This is a genomic window from Sinimarinibacterium flocculans, assembly GCF_003201205.1.
GTDB lineage: Bacteria > Pseudomonadota > Gammaproteobacteria > Nevskiales > Nevskiaceae > Solimonas > Solimonas flocculans.
Genome location: NZ_QICN01000002.1, coordinates 480,894 through 497,736 on the forward strand (window position 1 = coordinate 480,894; position 16,843 = coordinate 497,736).

The following is a 16,843-nucleotide window of genomic DNA, read 5'->3' on the forward strand; positions in this document are numbered from 1 at the left end:
AGGAGACGACATGGGCCGGCTGCAGAACAAGGTCACGATCGTGACCGGCGGCGCACGCGGCATGGGCGCGGCAACGGCGCGGCTGTTCGCCGCTGAAGGCGCGAAGGTGGTCATCGCCGATCTGCTCGACGCCGACGGCGCCGCGCTCGCCGCCGAGATCGGCGACTCGGCGCGCTTCGTGCGCCATGACGTGACCGACGAGACGAGCTGGCAGCAGCTCATCGGGACCGCGGAGTCCTCGTTCGGCGCGATCGACGTGCTGGTCAACAACGCCGGCATCCTGATGTTCAAGACCATCGCCGAGACCGCACGGGCCGAGTTCCAGCGCGTGCTCGACGTCAATCTCGTCGGCTGCTTCCTCGGCACCAAGCTGGTCGGCGCGCGCATGACCGAACGCGGCCGCGGCTCGATCGTCAACATTTCCTCGGTCGACGGCATGAAGGCCGCGAACGGCCTGTCCGCGTACAACGCAAGCAAGTGGGCGGTGCGCGGCTTCACCAAGGCCGCAGCCATGGAGTTCGGCCACAAGGGCGTTCGCGTGAACTCGGTGCATCCCGGCGGCATCGATACCGCCATGGGCAACCCCTATGCGGAAGCCAAGGCCGAGGTCAACAAGCGCTACGGCATGGTGCCGATGCAGCGCGTCGGCGAGCCGGTGGAAGTCGCGTACACCAGCCTGTTCCTGGCCAGCGACGAGTCCTCCTACCTGTGCGGCGCGGAAATCGCCGTCGACGGCGGCATGCTCTGCGGCCAGTACTACGTGGGCTTTCCCGGCGCCCCCGGCGTATGACGACCGGCGGCAGGACCGCGCGCGTCAGCCCCACCGCGCACGCGACCGGCTATCTCTGGTACCGGCTCGGCCTGTCCGACGTGGCGCTGGTCACGCCGCAGGGTCGGCGGCTGGACCGCGGGTTCCGCATGCTCACCGGCATGGCCCGGACGCTCAGCGGCATCTCGCTGGAGGCGCTGATGCTCGCCCGCCACGTCGGGATCGATGCGGTGCTGTCGCGGGCGATCGAGGAGGGGCGCATCACCCAGGTCATCGAGATTGCCGCCGGCCTGTCGGCGCGCGGCTGGCGTCTGCGCCAGCGCTTCGGCGATCGCCTTGGCTACGTCGAAACCGACCTGCCGGCGATGGCCGCCGAGAAGCGCCGCCTGCTGGGCGCGGCAGGACTGCTGGGTGAGCGTCATCGCGTCATGGAACTCGACGCCCTGGTCGAGGACGGACCTCAGTCGCTGGCGGCGGTCGCGGCCACCCTCGATCCGGCACAGGGCACGGCGATCATCACCGAAGGCCTGATGAACTATCTGTCGCCCCGCGACGCCGATGCCGTCTGGCATCGCATCGCCGAAGTGCTCGCGGGTTTCCCGGCGGGCCTGTACCTCTCGGACCTGTATCTCATGCAGGAGAACCGCAACGCGGCGATGGCCGCTTTCGGCGGCATCCTGCAGGTGTTCGTGCGCGGCCGCATGCACGTTCACTTCCGCTCGGCCGACGAGGCCGGTCAGCGGCTGCGCGGCCACGGCTTCGCGCACGTGACCCTGCACCGGACCCGCGATCTGCCGGAAACGCGCGAGATCGCCAAGACCCGCGGCGGTGATCGCGTGCGCATTCTCGAAGCCCGGCGCTGAACGCGCGGGCACGCCGCTCGAGAACAGTTCCACCTCAGAACAGTTCCACCTCGCCGAAGCTGCGCGCCATCGCCGGTGCATCGCCGTCACCCGCGTCGCCCGCGAACACGCAACGGTTGCGCCCGCCGTGCTTGGCCTCGTACAGGGCGCGGTCGGCCAGATCGATCACGTCGGTCGGCCCCAGCCCCGGGCGCAGGCGCGCGACGCCCAGGCTGATCGTCACCTGCCCCACACGCGCGAACGACTGGCTCTCGACGTCGCGACGCAGACGCTCGGCCGCCGCCCGCGCGCCGGCCTCCTCGGTCGGCGCCAGCAGCACCGCGAACTCCTCTCCGCCATAGCGGAAACAGCGGTCGTCGCCGCGAAAACGACGTCGCAGCAGTTGCGCGAGCAGCAACAGCACCTCGTCGCCGTAGAGGTGACCGAAGCGGTCGTTGATACGCTTGAAGTGATCGACGTCGAACAGCACCAGCCAGCGTCCGGCAGTCTCGCCGTCGCCGCGGCGCTCGCGCAGCGCCGCCGGCAGACAGGCCTCGGCGGCGCGTGCGAGCTGGGCATCGAAGCTGCGGCGGTTGAACAGCCCGGTCAGACGGTCCTGCTCCGACGCGGCGATCAGATCGGCGAAGTTGGCGTACAGCCGCAGCATGGCCTGCGCGACGCGCGCGTCGTCCGGCCGCGTCGCATCGCCGCAGGTGCGGATGGCCAGCACCTCGCCACGCGCCAGCGGAAACAGGCTCACGCAGGCGCCATCGGCATCGTGCAGGTCCACCGCCGAACCGGCGCGCAGCTGCTCAAGCGTCGGCGCCGTCACGGCCACGCCGAACGGTGGCAGCGCAGGTGCAGCGCCCTCGCCCGGCAGTTCCCAGAACGCCGCGCCGTCGCAGTCGAGCACCTCGGCGGTCGTCTGCAGCAGGCTGCCGCGCAAGGCGTCGAGGTCGCGCTCGGCCGAAACCTCGGCGACGGCTTCGAGCACCGTTCTCACGCTGTGTGCCGCCATGAATCCACCGGAGGGCAAGTGTCGGTTCTGCAGCGGCCCCGACGGGCCGAACTTGATGCCGTTGAGCCGGCCCAGGCCTCCGTCGGTCGCGACCGGCCGTTCCACGATCGCGCAACAAAAACGCCCCGCACCGCGAAATGCGGTGCGGGGCGCGGTCAGCCGCCTCAGTGCAGGTGCTGCAGCGCCCCGGGCGCTGGCGTACGCAAGGCCGGCGCCGGCAGGACGAAGCCGTTCTTGGCCGCCAGCGGCACGCGGTCGTAGAAGCGGGCGACCGTCGTGGCGGGGCCATTGACGACACCGCCCGCGTAGCGCTGACGGAACTCCAGCAGGTAGAAGCGCTCGCCATCTTCGTTGACCGCCACCAGTCTGCGCTCGTCCACGAGCTGACAGCCGGTTGCCGGCGGGTCGCACGGCGCGCCGGAGTCGCCGTCCTGATACCGGGTGATCAGCAGTTCGCCACCCTCGGCCACCCAGCGCAGCGGCAGTGCGGCGTCGACGACTTCGCCGTTCTCGTCGACGAAATCGGTTGCCTGCGAGCCGCTGCCGTCCGCCTGGAGCACGAAGCGGAACCCCTTGAGCCGCGGGTCGCCGCCGTTCTCCTCGCCGACGCCGAACTGGAAGTACTGCCCGGCGACGTCCAGCGGATCGATGCTTGCAGCGGGATCGGCCTCGAAACCGAAGTCGATCTCGGCAAGCCGGTCGATACCGGCGCCGGAATCGACGAGCACACCGGCCGCCACGGCGTCGATGGAGGCGACCGTCCGGTAGCGCACGTTGACACCGTCGGCATAGGTCAGCGTCAGCGTGCCGTCCTCGATCGTCCAGTCGAAGGCATCGATCAGGTAGGTACCGGAGCCGGTTCCGTTGGCCGAGAAGTTCAGAAGCTCTGCCTGGAACAGCGATGCCCCGCTGTCGGTCTCGCCGTTGGGAATCCGCACCGGCGCGACGAAGCTCGCGCCGGCGATGTCCGCCTCGACAAAGCCGCCGGTGTTGCTCTGGTTCAGGACCGTCAGGGCACCCGTCGAGGTCACGGTCTCCTCGGGCACGGCCGGGCACTCCGGGAACGCCAGCGTGCCGGTGATGCTCAGACTGATCGCCGTCGGCGACAGGATGACCAGTTCGAAGCCGTCATCCGTGACCACGCCCTGCTCGCGCGTCGGGGTTCCGTCACCGTCGCAGTCGACCAGCTCGTCCCCGAACGTCAGCTGCGGTTCGTCGTAGGTCACCCGGACCCGGTTGTCGGCGAACGTCCAGCTGATGCCACGGTTCGTGCGCGAACTGAAGAAACGGCCCCGACCTTCCTCGTCGAACTCGATGCCGGTGACCAGATCGAAGAAGTTGAACGGGAACTCGCCACCGACCTGCAGCACTGCGGACAGCAGGACGTTCGGCACATCGGAGGCCGTGATCGCGCCGACCACGTCGGGATTGACGATCAGCGCCCGCCGCGCATTCTCAAGCGACTTGGGATCGGTCTCCTCCACGGCAGCGGCGAACGACGCGCGACCATCGCGCGACCGGGCCAGTGCCAGCGTCGTGTCCGTTCCCTGCGGCAGCGCGAAGGCATCGGGGTCGGTGGCTGCCAGTTCGAGGATGGCGGCCAACTCCAGTGCTTCGGCCGCATCGATACCGTTGCCGATCGCACCCTTGCCGCCGCCGCCCGCTGCCTCGTCGAGCAGCACCGCCTCGGCCGTACTCAGGCTGCTGATGTTCGTGCGGATGTTCTCGTCGGGCGAGAGGCTGTCGTCCTCGCCGGCCTGCGCCTGAAGGTCGGACACGCTGCCGAGCTGACTGAGCATTTCGACGAAGGACTGATCGCCGGTGAACTTGCCGGCGAGCGTGACGAGCGCACTGCTCAGCGCCTCGTCGACCGCAAGTTCAAGGGAGTAGGCGCCATCCTCCGCCGCCTCCGTCGTCACCTCGACATCGCCGATCCGCGCCGTGACTTCCGCGCCGGACGGCGCGGGACCGACGATCTTTCCGGAAATCGTCAGCAGGATTTCCTGAGGTATGGGCTCTTCTGTCGTCCCCCCTCCACCACCCCCGCCACACGCTGCGGCCAATACCACGGCTGCGCCCAACAGCGGCGCTGTTCGCTTCTGATTTGGACTCATCACACCCTCTTCTTTTTCTACTTCTTCGAATGACGGCCACCCGCGACGGCTGGCCACGAGCCCGGCGTGATACGTCTCTTAGCTGCGCCCCCCTTGGGCTCGAAGCCCGCCTTGGCGCCCCCTCGTAACGTGCGACGTCCGGCAAGGCCGAGAATAGCGGACGAGGCGCCTGCGACAACCCTGAAATGGGATTGCGGTCACACTTGCACGACCGCAGCGAAGGCGAACCGGCATCGGCTGACATCGGCCGGATCAGGATCACGCCTTTTTGCTTCGGCGCGGGCATTGCCCGTTCCTCAACACCGACCGTCCGGGTTTCCCATGTCCCTGATCAAAGCCCTGTGGGTCATCGCTGTCGCCGCCGTCGGCGCGAGTGCGCTGGTGCCGGTACCGCAGACGCCCGAGCTGCCGGGCTATACCGACAAGCTGGTCCACCTGGGCTGCTATCTCGTGCTCGGCCTGCTGGCGGTGCTCGGACAGCGGCACACGCGCGGCCGCCTGGCGGCGTCGCTGGCGATGATCGCTTTCGGCGTGGTCATCGAGCTGGTCCAGGACCGGCTGCCCTGGCGCAGCTTCGAGTGGGCCGACATTGTTGCGAACACCATCGGCGTTGTCGTCGGCGGATCACTTGCAGTGATCGGCACCCGGCTGCGCGCGCCGCCCGCCGGCTGACGCTCAGCCCGGATCTGCGCGCGAGTCCACGAAGGCAGGGCCGCTGCGCGGCAGCGCGTCGCCGCGGAGCACCCGCCAGGCCGGCGGCAGTTCGAGCACGGCCGTTGCCAGCACACCGAGCACGGTCAGTGCGAGTGCGATCGCGTCCGCGGGGCGCCCGAAGGACAGCAGGCCAAAGTACAGGGCGACGATCAGCGCGCTGGCGACGAAGCCGCCGGCCGACATCCACAGGAACTGGCGCCGGTCGTTGGCGCCGATGTCGAACTTGAACAGGAACACGGTCGCGAGACCGGCCGGCAGTTCGACACGGCTGCGACTGGCGAGCGCTCCGAGCAGGTGCCCCCACTCGTGCGCGAGGTAGCCGGCCAGTGCGAGCAGCACGCCGGCCAGCGCCGCGAGCGGCCAGCGGGCCGCGAAGTCGCCGCCATCGAGCGCGTGGCTCGCCTGCAGGACCGCCACCGCCAGCGCACCGATGGCGAGGTCGCGGATCAACAGGCGCAGCGGCAATCGTTCCAACAGGCTCATCGGCCGGTCATCAAGGTACCGCCGGCTCGCGATTGAGCGCGACGTCCGGCGGCGGCCGCAGCACACAGTGCGTGCCCGCTTCGGTGTACATCATCGCGACGCATTCGTTGCAGGCGGTGCAGCCGGAGACGGTGGCGCGACCGTCGCGGAACTTGTTGACCAGTTCCGGATCGTGGATCAGGGCGCGACCCATGACCGCGCAGTCGAAGCCCTCGGCGAGCACCGACTCGATGCCCGCCAGCGACTTGGCGCCGCCCAGGTAGGCCAGCGGCAAGGTCACCGCAGCACGCACGCGGCGCGAGTGTTCGAGGAAATACAGCTCACGGAAGGCGACCTTGGGCTCCCATATCCGCATCATCCGCGTGGCGAGCTTGACGACCGGATTCTGGATCGTCTCGACCGCGGCAGCCGGCATGTTGCTGCCGAAGATCGCCCACGGCGCCTCGACGTTCATGCCGCCGGACAGCACCAGCAGATGGGCGCCCTCGCGCTCCAGCATGCGCGCGACCTCGACGGCGTCATCGGCGGTAGCGCCCCCCTTGAAGCCCTCGGTCACGCAGATCTTGCAGGTGACGGCGAGGCGGTCGCCGACGGCGTCGAGCACACGTCGCAGCACTTCGGCCGGAAAGCGCGCGCGCTGCGCCGCCGCCCCGCCCCATTCGTCACGGCGGCGGTTGTACTTCGGCGAGATGAACTGGCTGAGCAGATAGCCATGGCCCATGTGGATCTCGACGGCATCGAAGCCCGCCTGCTGCGCCCGGCGCGCCGCGGCGACGAACTCGTCGGCGATGCGCAGCATGTCGGCGCGCGTCATCGCGGTCTTGAACAGCCGCCCGCTGATCACGCCGGCCGCGTTGAAGCCGCCGGAGGCGGAGAGCGGATACTTCGTCGTCAGTTCGGGCACGAAAGTGAAGGCCCCGCCGTGCGTGATCTGCGCGCAGGCCGCAGCGCCTTCGACGTGCACGGCGTCGGTGAGCGCGCGCAGATGCGGGATGCTGGCATCGTCCAGCGTGACCTGCTCCTCGAAGGTGCGACCGTCGGCGCTGATCGCGCAATAGGCCACGGTGGTCATCGCCGCACCGCCGGCGGCGATCGCGCGGTGATGCTCGATCAGCAGGCGCGACGGCTTGCCGGTCTTGGCCATGCCCTCGTTGGTCGCGGACTTGATGAAGCGGTTGCGCAGCCGCAGCGGGCCGATCTGGACGGGCGTGAAGGCGCGAAGCGGTGGCGGCGCGTGCGACATGCGGCTTCCTGGGCGGGTGGCCGTCGCACTCTCGCGCCCGTGACGCGGGCTGTCCTCGTCCGAACTGGGCAGGTACCGGCGCGCTCAGGCGCCGTGCTGCACCATCAGGGCCTCGAAGCGCGGATCGCTGCGCAGCGGATCGTAGACCGGGTTGAGCCGGGCGGCGTGGGCGTGCTCGCCGGCAGGCATCTCCAGCGAACGGCGCAACAGGCCGAGGGCACGTTCGGTCTCGCCGGCCACGGAGTAGAAGCCGATCGCCATCTTCATCACGAAGGCGCCACTGACGGCGTCCAGCGACAGCGGCAGCTCGTCGAGTGCGCGCTGCGCCTGTGCCATGGCGTCCTCGCGCTCGCCGACGACGAGCAGCACGTGGGCCAGGCTGAGGCGCGCCGCAGGCTCGTCGGCGCGATCGCGCAGGCGGGCTTCGAGCGTGGCACCGGCCTGTTCGAACAAGGTCCGGGCGGCGGCTTCGTCGCCGGCCCAGAAGCGGGCGACTGCGGCGAAGAAGGTGTTGGGGATGCCGCCGGCGTCACTGGCCAGTGCGGCACTGTCGTCGCAGGACATCGCCGCCTGCGCCGCGGCGTCGAACTGGCGGCGCACCACGTACAGCTCCCAGTGTGCCATTGCCAGATCGCAGTCGGTCATCGCCGCATCGCCGAAGGCGTCGAGGGCGCGCTCCAGGGGCCCGAGGTCGCCGCTGGCGATCCACTGCAGCGTGCCGCGCTTGAGGCGGATGTGTTCCGGCCGCGAGGCGAACGCCTCGAGCCGGGCGTAGACGAGGTCGGCCTCGTCGTAGCGGCGCAGCGCGGTGAGCGTGAACGCATACTCCATCAGCACCTGCTCGTTGCGCGGGTCGAGCTCGGCGGCGCGGGCGAAGCTCGCCACCGCTTCCTGCCACCGCCCCTGGCGCCGATGGATCGCGCCGAGCCAGAACGGGACCTCGGCGCCGCCCGGCGCCAGCTCGCGTGCGTGTTCGAGCACCTTGATCGCCGCGCCGTAGTCGCGCTCGCCGTGGTACAGGTAGCGTCCCATCGCCACATGCGCCTCCGGCAGGCCGGGATCGATCCGCAGCGCCGCTTCGGCACTCTCGCGGGCCTGGCGACGCCGCTCGTCGCTGGCGTCCTTGCCGGCCCAGTAGAGCGAGTCGTGCAGGCCGGACATCAGCGCGTGCGCGAGCGCGAACGACGGATCGCGCGCGACCGCCTGCTCGAGCTGCCCGATCGCGGCCTCGACCTCGGCGCGCGTCGACGAGCTGCGGCGCTCCACCTCCAGAGCCCTCAGGTAGGCCTCGTACGCGGCGGTGTCCGTCGTTGGAACGCGCTCGATGCGGCGCTGCTCCTCCGGCGTGAGCTGGGCGTGCACCGCGCCGGCGATCTGCTTGGCGATGCCCGCCTGGACGGTGAAGACGTCGCTGAGGCTGCGGTCGAACTGACCGGCCCACAGATGACTGTCGGTGCGCGTGTCGATCAGCTGCGCGGTGACCAGCAGACGGTTGCCGGCGCGCTGCACGCTGCCCTCGACGATGTGCGCGACATCCAGCGCCCGCGCGATCTGCCGCAGGTTGCGGTCGCCGTTGCGGTACTGCATCACCGAGGTCCGCGAGATCACGCTCAGATCCTGGATCAGCGCCAGGTGCGTGAGGATGGAATCGTGCAGCCCCTCGGTGAAATAGGCGCTGTCGGCCTCGTCGCTGAGGTTGGCAAACGGCAGCACGGCGACCGATTTCTCCGCCGGTGGCGGCGCTGCGCGGTCGCGCAGCGCGAAGGCCAGCCCGACCGCCAGCACGCCGGCAACCACCAGCGCGCCGAGCAGGTACGGCCGTCGCGCGGCCTGCGCCGCCTTCGGCGCCGCGACTGCATCCACCGGCTCGACAGCGGGCGCAGATGGCACGACGGCAAACGTCGACTCCGGCGCCGACAGATGCTCCACCGCATGGGCGCGCGAGTCCTCGACCCGAACCGGCACGGTCAGGCGGTAGCCGACCCGGTGCTGGGTGCGGATCAGCGTCTGTCGCTCGTCCTTGAGGGCGTCGCGCAGCTTGGCGATGCACTTGGTCAGCACCGACTCGGTGACGATGCGGCCGGGCCACACCGTCTCCAGGATCGTTTCCTTGCTGACGATCTCGTTGCCGTGTCGCAGCAGGCACAGCAGCACCTCCAGCGGCTTGCGCTCGACGTCGAGCACGCGGCCATCGACGCGCAGCTCGAACGTGCCCTCGTCAAACTCGGCTCGGCCGAAGTGCCAGAGCGCGGCCGCCCCGGCACCTTCGCTGTCCTGTGAGGTGTTCACCGCTTTTCCGCCCCCGTCCGCGCAGATCCGGACGCACAGCCTACGCCGGGACGACGACGGCTGCCTGTCGGCCCCGTTCCCGGCGTCGGAACTTCGTCGGAACTCGCCATATTTCCCAGACCCGTCAGTGGCTTGTGAAATTCACGCATTCTCCGCGACTTCTCCTCGCCAGCGCCATGAAAGTCGCCTCCCCGACGCCTAACTTGGACCCCGTTCCGGCGCCGATGCCGGCCCCGCAGGCCCCAAGGAGATGTGCCATGTTCACGCAGACCCGCACGACCGCGATTCGTTTCATCCTCGCCGGCGCCGTTCTCGCCGCCGGCCTCACCGGCCCGGCCTTCGCCGGCGATGCCGTCCGCGCCGCTACCGGCGAACCGGTCGGCCGCGCCATCGCCGAGCAGGGCAACGAGGCGCTGCGCCAGATCCGCGACGAGATGCGGCAGTCGCTCGACGAGACCCTGCGCCCGCAGCCGATGCTGCTGCCGCAGCAGCGGGCACAGCCGCAGCCGATGCACACGCGTCACCAGGCCGCTGCCTGAGCCGCGCCCGGTGCCGGCATTTGCATGCCCGCCCCCCGCTTCGGCAAGCTGCATGGCAGCGCGAACGGGGAGCGAGGATGGGACCGACACCGAATTCGATCGGCCTGCGGCTGGCCGCGGCGATCTGCTGCACCCTGCTGTGGGCCGGCGCCGCGACGGCGCAGGACGGAACGACACACGGTGGGGCAGCGGTGGACGACGGCGCCTTGCGCGACGTGGTCGTCGTCGGCAACAACTGGGACGGCACCGCCGACATCTTCGACCCGGACAGCTTCGAGGTCCTCAAGCGCGTCAACATCGTCCCCGACCGGGCCGAGCGCATCGACGAGATCGAGGCGAGCGTGCTGCGCTCCCTGTACTTCCAGCTCATCCGCAAATTCATCGGCGAGGGTCACGACCAGTTCGTCGATGACCTGTTCACGTCCAGCGACGGTCGCCGCCTGTTCGTCTCGCGGCCCAGCTTCGCCGACGTGATCGCCATCGACGTCGCCAGCGGCGACATCGTCTGGCGCACCCCGGTCGAGGGGTATCGCGCCGACCATGCGGCAATCTCCCCCGACGGCCGCATCTTCCTGGTCTCGGCATCCACGGCGCGCAAGGTCCACGCGATCGACACCGAGACGGGGCGCATCGTCGGCGGCTTCGACAGCGGCGACCAGCCGCACGAAAGCAACTACTCGCAGGACGGCGAACGCATCTACCACGCCAGCATCGGCAAGGTCTTCGTACCGACCACCTCGAAGTGGCTGGACTGGATCAAGGGCGACCGCTGGGTACAGATCGTCGATGCCCGGACCTACGAGGTGCTGGAACGCTTCGACATCGGCGAGAAGCTCGAAGCCTTCGGCATGCCGTGGATCGACAGCGCGGTGCGGCCGATGGCCGTCACGCCGGACGAAAGCCACCTCTACCTGCAGGTCTCGTTCTTCCACGGCCTGTTCGAGTACGACCTCGCCGAGCAGAAGATCACCCGCGCGCTGCAACTGCCGGTGCCGGACGAGATCGAGGCGCTGCCGTACCACAAGTACCAGCTCAACTCTGCCCATCACGGCCTGGCGATCAACGCGCAGGGCACCAAGCTCTGCGTGGCCGGCACGATGTCGGGCTATGCCGCCATCGTCGACCGCGCGAGCTTCGACTTCGACATCGTCACGCTCTCGGAAGACCCGCTCGGCGCCAAGCCGTACTGGTCCACCGAAAGTCATGACGGCCGGCATTGCTATGTCTCGGTCAGCGAGCAGGACCGCGTGGCCGTGATCGACTTCGACACTGCCCGGGAGATCGCCAGCGTGCCGGTCGGCGACCATCCGCAGCGCGTGCGCACCGGACGGCTGCACCGCGACGCGCTGGCCGACGGTGCAGAGGGGCGCGCGCAGCCCTAGTCGCGCTCCAGCACCCGGGCGCGCAGCTGCGACGGCGTTTCCCCGTAGCGCTGGCGGAAGCGGCGGTTGAAGTACGACAGGTCGCCGAAGCCGGCATCGAGGGCCACGCGCGTGATGTCGGCGGCCGGCGACGGCCGGCTGAGCAGGCGGTGGGCGTAGCGCAGGCGCTGCTCCAGCACGTGGCGCGAATAGCTGGTGCCGCTGCGCTCGAACAGCAGCTGCACGTAGCGCGTGGTCACGCCCAGGTGGGCCGCCACCTCCGCCACCGGCACGCGTGCGCGCGGCAGCTGCGCATCGACATAGGCCTTGGCCTGCGCCAGCCGCACCTCGCCCGCCGTGCGTCGCAACGCCTCGTGGCGTGCCTCGCGACTGGCGCCGACCGCCAGTGCGATCAGGTCGTGCACATGCCGCGCCGCCGCCTGGGCCAGGGCCGGCGATGACAGCGCCGCCGGCTCGCTGACCAGCCACGCCAGGTAGCGCCGCAGCACGTGCAGGGAAGCGCGGTCGCGTAGCGGCTGCAGGCGCACATCGCCGGGCGACGCCAGCAGGGGCTCGAGCGTGACGCGCGGCACCGCCACGCAGAAGTAGGGCGACGACGGCACCGTGAAGCGATGCGGCCGCCAGCCGGGAAACAGCAGGCCGTCGCCGCCGGACACCGCAAACGCCTCGCGCCCGCTCTCGACCTGCAGCGTGCCGGAGGCGTAGCAGATCAGCGTGGCCAGTTCCGGATCGTCCGACGCCGGGCGCACGAGCTGCGCGGCACTCATCTCGCCATGCTGCAGATGCGAGCCGGGCAGGCCCAGCAGCACCACCTCCGAACGCAGCGGCTCGCCGGGACGCGGGGCGAAGTCGATGCGGTGCCAGCTGCGCCACAGCGTCTCGCTGACCGTCTCGAGCCGCTGCGCCGCCGGCACGCCGCGCAACGACTGCCGGAATTCCGTGACACCCGGCGGGGACTGACCGTCCCTGCCGGTCACCGCGCCTTGCCGTTCCTGCTGCACCGATCCGCCTCCCTGCCGCAGCGATGGCCGTCGCCGGCCACTGGTCCTGTTCGCATGAGTCCGCACGCGAGTTCGCGTGCGTCCGTGCGCCGCACCGCCCCCGGCCGGAAGCTGCGCATCGCCACTTTCAACACAGGAGATGCACGCGATGACTTCCGTTTGCCCACGGCCGCTGCGACGGCTGGCCCCGATAGTTCTCACATTCTGCGGGGGGCTCGCAAGCGCGGGCCTGGCCGGGTGCAGCGACAGCCGCGCCGCGGACGCGGTGACCGACAGCGCCGTGCAGGCGCAGGTCGAGCGGCTGCGGCAGGCGGCCGCGCCGTTCTTCAGCTTCGATGTCGCGCAGGCGGCGGGCTGGAATGTCGCGCTCAGCGAGTGCGTGGAAGTGCCCGAGCTCGGCGGCATGGGCATCCACTACGGCAATCCGACGCAGCTCGACAACGACGGCCGCCTGACGCTGCTGCGGCCCGAGGTGCTGCTGTACGTGCCGGACGCCGACGGCTCGATGGCGCTGGTCGCCGTGGAGTACATCATCGGCGAGGACGACTGGCCCTATGCCGAGCCGCCGGAGTTCCTCGGCCAGGCGCTGCACTTCAACGAGCAGCAGCGCATCTGGGCGCTGCACGTCTGGATCGGCCGCGCGAATCCCGCGGGCCTGTTCGCCGACTTCAATCCTGACGTCAGCTGCGAGAACGCCGCGGACCGCTGAGCCCTGCGGGCACGGCGCCGCCCCTGCCGGCACGCGCGACGGCACCGCCTGCCGCGCGCGCCGGCGGCGGGCGGGTTCAGCCGAGAAAGGCCTGCCCGCCGTCGACGCCGATCGACTGGCCGTTGATGTAGCGGCAGTCGTCCGAGCACAGCGTCGCGACGAAGCGGCCGACGTCCTGCTCGCAGGAGCCGACGTAGCCCTGCGGCACAGTGGCGATGAACGCGGCGGATTCCTCGGGGCGCTCGCGCATCCACCACGCCATCGCCGGCGAGTCGCCCAGCGGCAGGATCGCGTTGGTGCGGATGCCGTCGCGCGCCCACTCGCAGGCGGCGGCGCGCGTGAGCTGGCGCGTGGCTTCCTTGATCGCCGCGTAGGCGCCGTAGCCGGACACGTCCCAGCGCTTGGCCGCGGAGGTGCCGAAGTTGACGATCACGCCGTCGCCCTTGAGGTGCGGATAGCACAGCTTCATCAGGCGGAAGGTCGCCAGCGGGCCGGACTCCCAGCCGGCGATCAGCGCGGCGTCGCTGACGTCGTTGAGCGCGCCCAGCGCCACTTCCTGCGCGTTGTTGACGAGGATGTTGAGCTTGCCGAAGTGCGCGACGACGGCTTCGACGCAGGCGGCTGCCGAATCCGCGTCCTTGACGTCGCATTCGACGGCAAGCGCCTTGCCGCCGCGATCGCTGATCTGACCGATGGTGGTGTCGACTTTCGACTTCGTGCGCCCGGCCACCGCGACCGCCGCGCCCTCCGCGGCAAGCGCAAACGCGATGCCCTGCCCCACCCCCTGCCCCGCACCGGTCACCAGCGCGACCTTGCCTGCCAGCCTCGTCATGCCACTCTCCTCGCGTTCGTTGAGGAGGGCAGTGTCGTCGCGCGCCGGCCCGCCGGCCTGATCCGCGTGGCGTAGGTCAGACGTCGAGCACGATGGACCCGGTGGTTCTGCGCGCCTGCAGATCGGCGTGCGCGATCGCGGCGTCGGCCAGCGGATAGCGCTGGGCGATCTCGATACGCACCGCACCGCTCGCAACCGCATCGAACAGTTCCGCGGCCGCCGCTTCGAGTGCGTCGCGCGTCGCGGTGTAATGCACCAGTGTCGGCCGCGTCACATAGAGCGATCCGCGGTTGCTCAGTTCCAGCAGTGCGAACGGCGGCACCGCGCCCGAGGCATTGCCGTACGACACCAGCAGTCCGCGCGGGGCCAGACAGTCGAGCGAAGCGAAGAACGTGTCCTTGCCGACGCCGTCGTAGACCACCGGCACGCCGCGCCCGCCGGTGATCTCGCGCACGTGCTCGACGACGTTCTCGCGCCGGTAGTTGATGACGTGCGCGCAGCCGTGTGCGCGCGCCAGTTCGGCCTTGTCGTCGCTGCCCACGGTACCGATGACGGTCGCACCCAGTGCGCGCGCCCACTGCGCGGCAATCAGGCCGACGCCGCCGGCCGCCGCGTGCAGCAGGATCGTCTGCCCCGGCTGCACGACGAAGGTCTGGCGCAGCAGGTATTGCGCGGTCAGGCCCTTGAGCATCATTGCCGCGGCGGTGTCGAAGCCGATGCCGTCCGGCAGTTTGAGCAGCGGCGCGGCGGGCATCACCCGCGACTCGGCGTAGGCGCCGAGCGGCCCGCCGGCATAGGCGACGCGATCGCCCGCGCGCAGCTGCGTGACCCCTTCGCCCACGGTCTCGACCACGCCCGCCGCCTCCGAGCCGAGGCCGCTGGGCAGCGGCACCGGATACAGCCCGCCGCGGTGATAGGTGTCGATGAAGTTCACGCCAACCGCGTGGTGGCGCACGCGCACCTCGCCGGGGCCCGGCGCACCCGGCGCGTGCGCGACCCATTCCATCACCTCGGGTCCACCGGTCCGCTCGAAACGAATCGCCCTGTTCACGCCGCTCTCCCGTGTCTTCCGCCACCTGCCTCGCGCCCGGCACGCCCCGGTATGCTGACGCGATGGATGATGCCGCCGCCCTGCACCGCTTCGTCGAGGACCACCGGCGCCTGTTCGTGCTCACTGGCGCCGGCTGCAGCACCGCGTCGGGCATCCCGGATTATCGCGACGCCGACGGCGCCTGGAAACGCACGCCGCCCGTCACCTGGCAGGCCTTCATGCGTGACCCCGCCACGCGGCGACGCTACTGGGCGCGCAGCCTGCTCGGCTGGCCGATGCTGGCGCAGGCGCACCCCAATGCCGCGCACTCGGCGCTGGCGGCCCTCGAACACGCCGGCCGCGTCCACTGCCTGCTGACGCAGAACGTCGACCGCCTGCACCAGCGCGCGGGCAGCACGCGCGTGATCGACCTGCACGGCCGCATCGACCGCCTGCGCTGCACCGGCTGCCGCACCGAGTCGTCGCGCGCCGACTTCCAGCAGCGGCTGCGTCAGCGCAATCCGCGCTGGTCCCGGCGCGAGGCCGCGATGGCACCGGACGGCGATGCCGACCTCGACGGCGCCGACTTCACCGATTTCGACGTGCCCGACTGTCCGCATTGCGGCGGACTGCTCAAACCCGATGTCGTGTTCTTCGGCGAGAACGTGCCGCAGCAGCGTGTCGACGCGGCGATGCAGGCGCTGGCCGAATCCGACGCCCTGCTCGTCGTCGGCTCCTCGCTGATGGTCTGGTCCGGCTATCGCTTCGCCCGCGCGGCGGCGGACGCCGGCCTGCCCATCGCCGCGATCAACCTCGGCCGCACCCGCGCCGATCCGCTGCTGCGCCTGAAGGTCGAACGGGCCTGCGACGTGGCGCTGACCGCGCTGACCGCGCGCCTCGACGCGGCCGATCAGCCCTTGAAGGTCGACAGCCCGTAGTCGCCGAAGGGCTCGTCGCGCTCGCGCACCGCCTGCTTGAAGCCGGCCTCGGCGGCGCGTTGCTGGAAGGCATGGCCCTCCTTGGTGTGCCGGGTGATGCCGTCGAACACCGTGCCGAGGATCTGCGTGGTGTGCAGGCCCTGCTGCATCACGCTCTGGTTGAGCAGCAGCTTCATCATCACCAGCTGGTTGACCGGCATGCGCGCGATGCGTTCGAGCAGCGCCTCGAAGCGCGCGTCGAGCTGGTCCGGCGGCGCCGACTCGATCGCCAGCCCCCACGCCTGCGCTTCCTTGCCGGACAGGCAGTCGCCGGTGAACAGCAGGCGCTTGGATTTCTCCAGGCCGATGCGATGGAACCAGATCGAGGTCGTCGGCGAACCCCAGACGCGCGCCGGCGGGTAGCCGATCTTGGCATCGTCGGCGATCACCAGCAGGTCCGAGCACAGCGCCATGTCGGTGCCGCCGGCCACGCAGAAGCCGTGCACCTTGCACACCACCGGCTTGTCGCTGTGGAACAGGCTCATGAAGCCCTTCACGTTGCGCGACATCATCGCGTAGTCGATCACCGGGTCCCAGGTCTCGCCGGGCGCGTGGTTGCGCATCTGCACGCGCGGGTCCAGCGGCGAACCCGGCGGCCGCGCGGCATCGTCCTCGCCGATCTGCAGCTTCTCGGCACTGTCCACCAGGTCGTAGCCGCCGCAGAAACCGCTGCCGTTGCCGGCCAGCGCGATGACGTGCACCGCGGGATCGAGGTTCGCGCGCTCGACGCAGGCGGCGAGTTCGCGCGGCAGGTCCAGGGTGATGCCGTTGCCGCGCGCCGGGCGGTTGAGCGTGATGCGCGCGATGCGGCCGGTGACGGCGTAGGTCATGGTGTTCAGTGTGTCCATCGGTGCGCTCCTCCAGCGACGTCGTCAACCTCAATCCGTTCGGGTCGAGTAGC

The 16,843-nt window shown here is 70.2% G+C and carries 16 protein-coding genes; 7 read left to right on the forward strand and 9 right to left on the reverse strand.

Annotation, left to right across the window (positions count from 1 at the left end; translation table 11 throughout):
- Nucleotides 1-10 precede the first annotated feature (10 nt).
- Entirely contained in the window at nt 11-790 is a 780-nt protein-coding gene (locus tag C8D93_RS05955) for a glucose 1-dehydrogenase (RefSeq protein ID WP_110264235.1), read from the forward strand.
- Nucleotides 787-1,632 carry a class I SAM-dependent methyltransferase gene (locus C8D93_RS05960; protein WP_110264236.1) on the forward strand — a complete coding sequence of 282 codons (846 nt, stop codon included), beginning with the start codon at nt 787-789 and terminating at the stop codon, nt 1,630-1,632. The genes C8D93_RS05955 and C8D93_RS05960 overlap by 4 nt, the downstream gene beginning before the upstream one ends.
- Before the next feature lie 34 nt (nt 1,633-1,666).
- On the opposite strand, the gene C8D93_RS05965 is transcribed toward C8D93_RS05960, so the two are convergent.
- Nucleotides 1,667-2,629, reverse strand: coding sequence for a GGDEF domain-containing protein (locus C8D93_RS05965; RefSeq protein ID WP_170123919.1), 963 nt, complete (start codon nt 2,627-2,629; stop codon nt 1,667-1,669).
- A 164-nt stretch (nt 2,630-2,793) separates the two neighbouring features.
- Nucleotides 2,794-4,548, reverse strand: coding sequence for a hypothetical protein (locus tag C8D93_RS05970; protein ID WP_110264238.1), 1,755 nt, complete (start codon nt 4,546-4,548; stop codon nt 2,794-2,796).
- A gap of 516 nt (nt 4,549-5,064) precedes the next feature.
- Here C8D93_RS05970 and C8D93_RS05975 point away from each other — a divergent pair.
- On the forward strand, nt 5,065-5,415 hold the full coding sequence (locus C8D93_RS05975) for a VanZ family protein (RefSeq protein ID WP_110264239.1): 351 nt from the start codon (nt 5,065-5,067) through the stop codon (nt 5,413-5,415).
- 3 nt (nt 5,416-5,418) lie between these two features.
- On the opposite strand, the gene C8D93_RS05980 is transcribed toward C8D93_RS05975, so the two are convergent.
- The 3 genes from C8D93_RS05980 to C8D93_RS05990 form a co-directional block, all read right to left on the reverse strand.
- Nucleotides 5,419-5,940, reverse strand: coding sequence for a hypothetical protein (locus C8D93_RS05980; protein ID WP_110264240.1), 522 nt, complete (start codon nt 5,938-5,940; stop codon nt 5,419-5,421).
- A 10-nt stretch (nt 5,941-5,950) separates the two neighbouring features.
- Nucleotides 5,951-7,183, reverse strand: coding sequence for an NADH:flavin oxidoreductase (locus C8D93_RS05985; protein ID WP_110264241.1), 1,233 nt, complete (start codon nt 7,181-7,183; stop codon nt 5,951-5,953).
- Nucleotides 7,184-7,267: 84 nt separating this feature from the next.
- Entirely contained in the window at nt 7,268-9,472 is a 2,205-nt protein-coding gene (locus C8D93_RS05990) for a winged helix-turn-helix domain-containing protein (RefSeq protein ID WP_110264242.1), read from the reverse strand.
- A gap of 257 nt (nt 9,473-9,729) precedes the next feature.
- Here C8D93_RS05990 and C8D93_RS05995 point away from each other — a divergent pair, with 257 nt between their 5' ends.
- Together C8D93_RS05995 and C8D93_RS06000 are read left to right on the forward strand one after the other, a co-directional pair.
- On the forward strand, nt 9,730-10,011 hold the full coding sequence (locus tag C8D93_RS05995; RefSeq protein WP_110264243.1) for a hypothetical protein: 282 nt from the start codon (nt 9,730-9,732) through the stop codon (nt 10,009-10,011).
- 77 nt (nt 10,012-10,088) lie between these two features.
- The gene (locus tag C8D93_RS06000; protein WP_110264244.1) at nt 10,089-11,393 is read left to right on the forward strand and encodes a YncE family protein; all 1,305 of its coding nucleotides are present in this window, start codon (nt 10,089-10,091) and stop codon (nt 11,391-11,393) included.
- Here the strand turns inward: C8D93_RS06000 and C8D93_RS06005 are convergent.
- On the reverse strand, nt 11,390-12,394 hold the full coding sequence (locus C8D93_RS06005; RefSeq protein WP_110264245.1) for a helix-turn-helix transcriptional regulator: 1,005 nt from the start codon (nt 12,392-12,394) through the stop codon (nt 11,390-11,392). The two genes, C8D93_RS06000 and C8D93_RS06005, sit on opposite strands and share 4 nt — an antisense overlap.
- 265 nt (nt 12,395-12,659) lie before the next feature.
- Between C8D93_RS06005 and C8D93_RS06010 the strand changes: the two genes are divergently transcribed.
- A complete protein-coding gene (locus C8D93_RS06010; RefSeq protein ID WP_110264246.1) occupies nt 12,660-13,103 on the forward strand; it encodes a hypothetical protein in 444 nt (147 codons plus the stop codon).
- Nucleotides 13,104-13,179: 76 nt separating this feature from the next.
- On the opposite strand, the gene C8D93_RS06015 is transcribed toward C8D93_RS06010, so the two are convergent.
- Together C8D93_RS06015 and C8D93_RS06020 are read right to left on the reverse strand one after the other, a co-directional pair.
- On the reverse strand, nt 13,180-13,935 hold the full coding sequence (locus C8D93_RS06015; protein ID WP_110264247.1) for an SDR family NAD(P)-dependent oxidoreductase: 756 nt from the start codon (nt 13,933-13,935) through the stop codon (nt 13,180-13,182).
- Nucleotides 13,936-14,011: 76 nt separating this feature from the next.
- Nucleotides 14,012-14,986, reverse strand: coding sequence for a quinone oxidoreductase family protein (locus tag C8D93_RS06020; RefSeq protein WP_110264248.1), 975 nt, complete (start codon nt 14,984-14,986; stop codon nt 14,012-14,014).
- Between the two features lie 62 nt (nt 14,987-15,048).
- Here C8D93_RS06020 and C8D93_RS06025 point away from each other — a divergent pair, with 62 nt between their 5' ends.
- On the forward strand, nt 15,049-15,903 hold the full coding sequence (locus tag C8D93_RS06025) for an NAD-dependent protein deacetylase (protein ID WP_110264249.1): 855 nt from the start codon (nt 15,049-15,051) through the stop codon (nt 15,901-15,903).
- Here the strand turns inward: C8D93_RS06025 and C8D93_RS06030 are convergent.
- The gene (locus tag C8D93_RS06030) at nt 15,876-16,790 is read right to left on the reverse strand and encodes a crotonase/enoyl-CoA hydratase family protein (protein WP_110264250.1); all 915 of its coding nucleotides are present in this window, start codon (nt 16,788-16,790) and stop codon (nt 15,876-15,878) included. The genes C8D93_RS06025 and C8D93_RS06030 overlap by 28 nt on opposite strands.
- Between the last annotated feature and the right edge of the window lie 53 nt (nt 16,791-16,843).

Coding starts and splice junctions, on each gene's coding strand:
- C8D93_RS05955 (WP_110264235.1), top strand. CDS start 11: ATGGGCCGGCTGCAGAACAAGGTCACGATCGTGACCGGCGGCGCACGC.
- C8D93_RS05960 (WP_110264236.1), top strand. CDS start 787: ATGACGACCGGCGGCAGGACCGCGCGCGTCAGCCCCACCGCGCACGCG.
- C8D93_RS05965 (WP_170123919.1), bottom strand. CDS start 2,629: ATGGCGGCACACAGCGTGAGAACGGTGCTCGAAGCCGTCGCCGAGGTT.
- C8D93_RS05975 (WP_110264239.1), top strand. CDS start 5,065: ATGTCCCTGATCAAAGCCCTGTGGGTCATCGCTGTCGCCGCCGTCGGC.
- C8D93_RS05980 (WP_110264240.1), bottom strand. CDS start 5,940: ATGAGCCTGTTGGAACGATTGCCGCTGCGCCTGTTGATCCGCGACCTC.
- C8D93_RS05985 (WP_110264241.1), bottom strand. CDS start 7,183: ATGTCGCACGCGCCGCCACCGCTTCGCGCCTTCACGCCCGTCCAGATC.
- C8D93_RS05995 (WP_110264243.1), top strand. CDS start 9,730: ATGTTCACGCAGACCCGCACGACCGCGATTCGTTTCATCCTCGCCGGC.
- C8D93_RS06000 (WP_110264244.1), top strand. CDS start 10,089: ATGGGACCGACACCGAATTCGATCGGCCTGCGGCTGGCCGCGGCGATC.
- C8D93_RS06015 (WP_110264247.1), bottom strand. CDS start 13,935: ATGACGAGGCTGGCAGGCAAGGTCGCGCTGGTGACCGGTGCGGGGCAG.
- C8D93_RS06025 (WP_110264249.1), top strand. CDS start 15,049: ATGGATGATGCCGCCGCCCTGCACCGCTTCGTCGAGGACCACCGGCGC.
- C8D93_RS06030 (WP_110264250.1), bottom strand. CDS start 16,790: ATGGACACACTGAACACCATGACCTACGCCGTCACCGGCCGCATCGCG.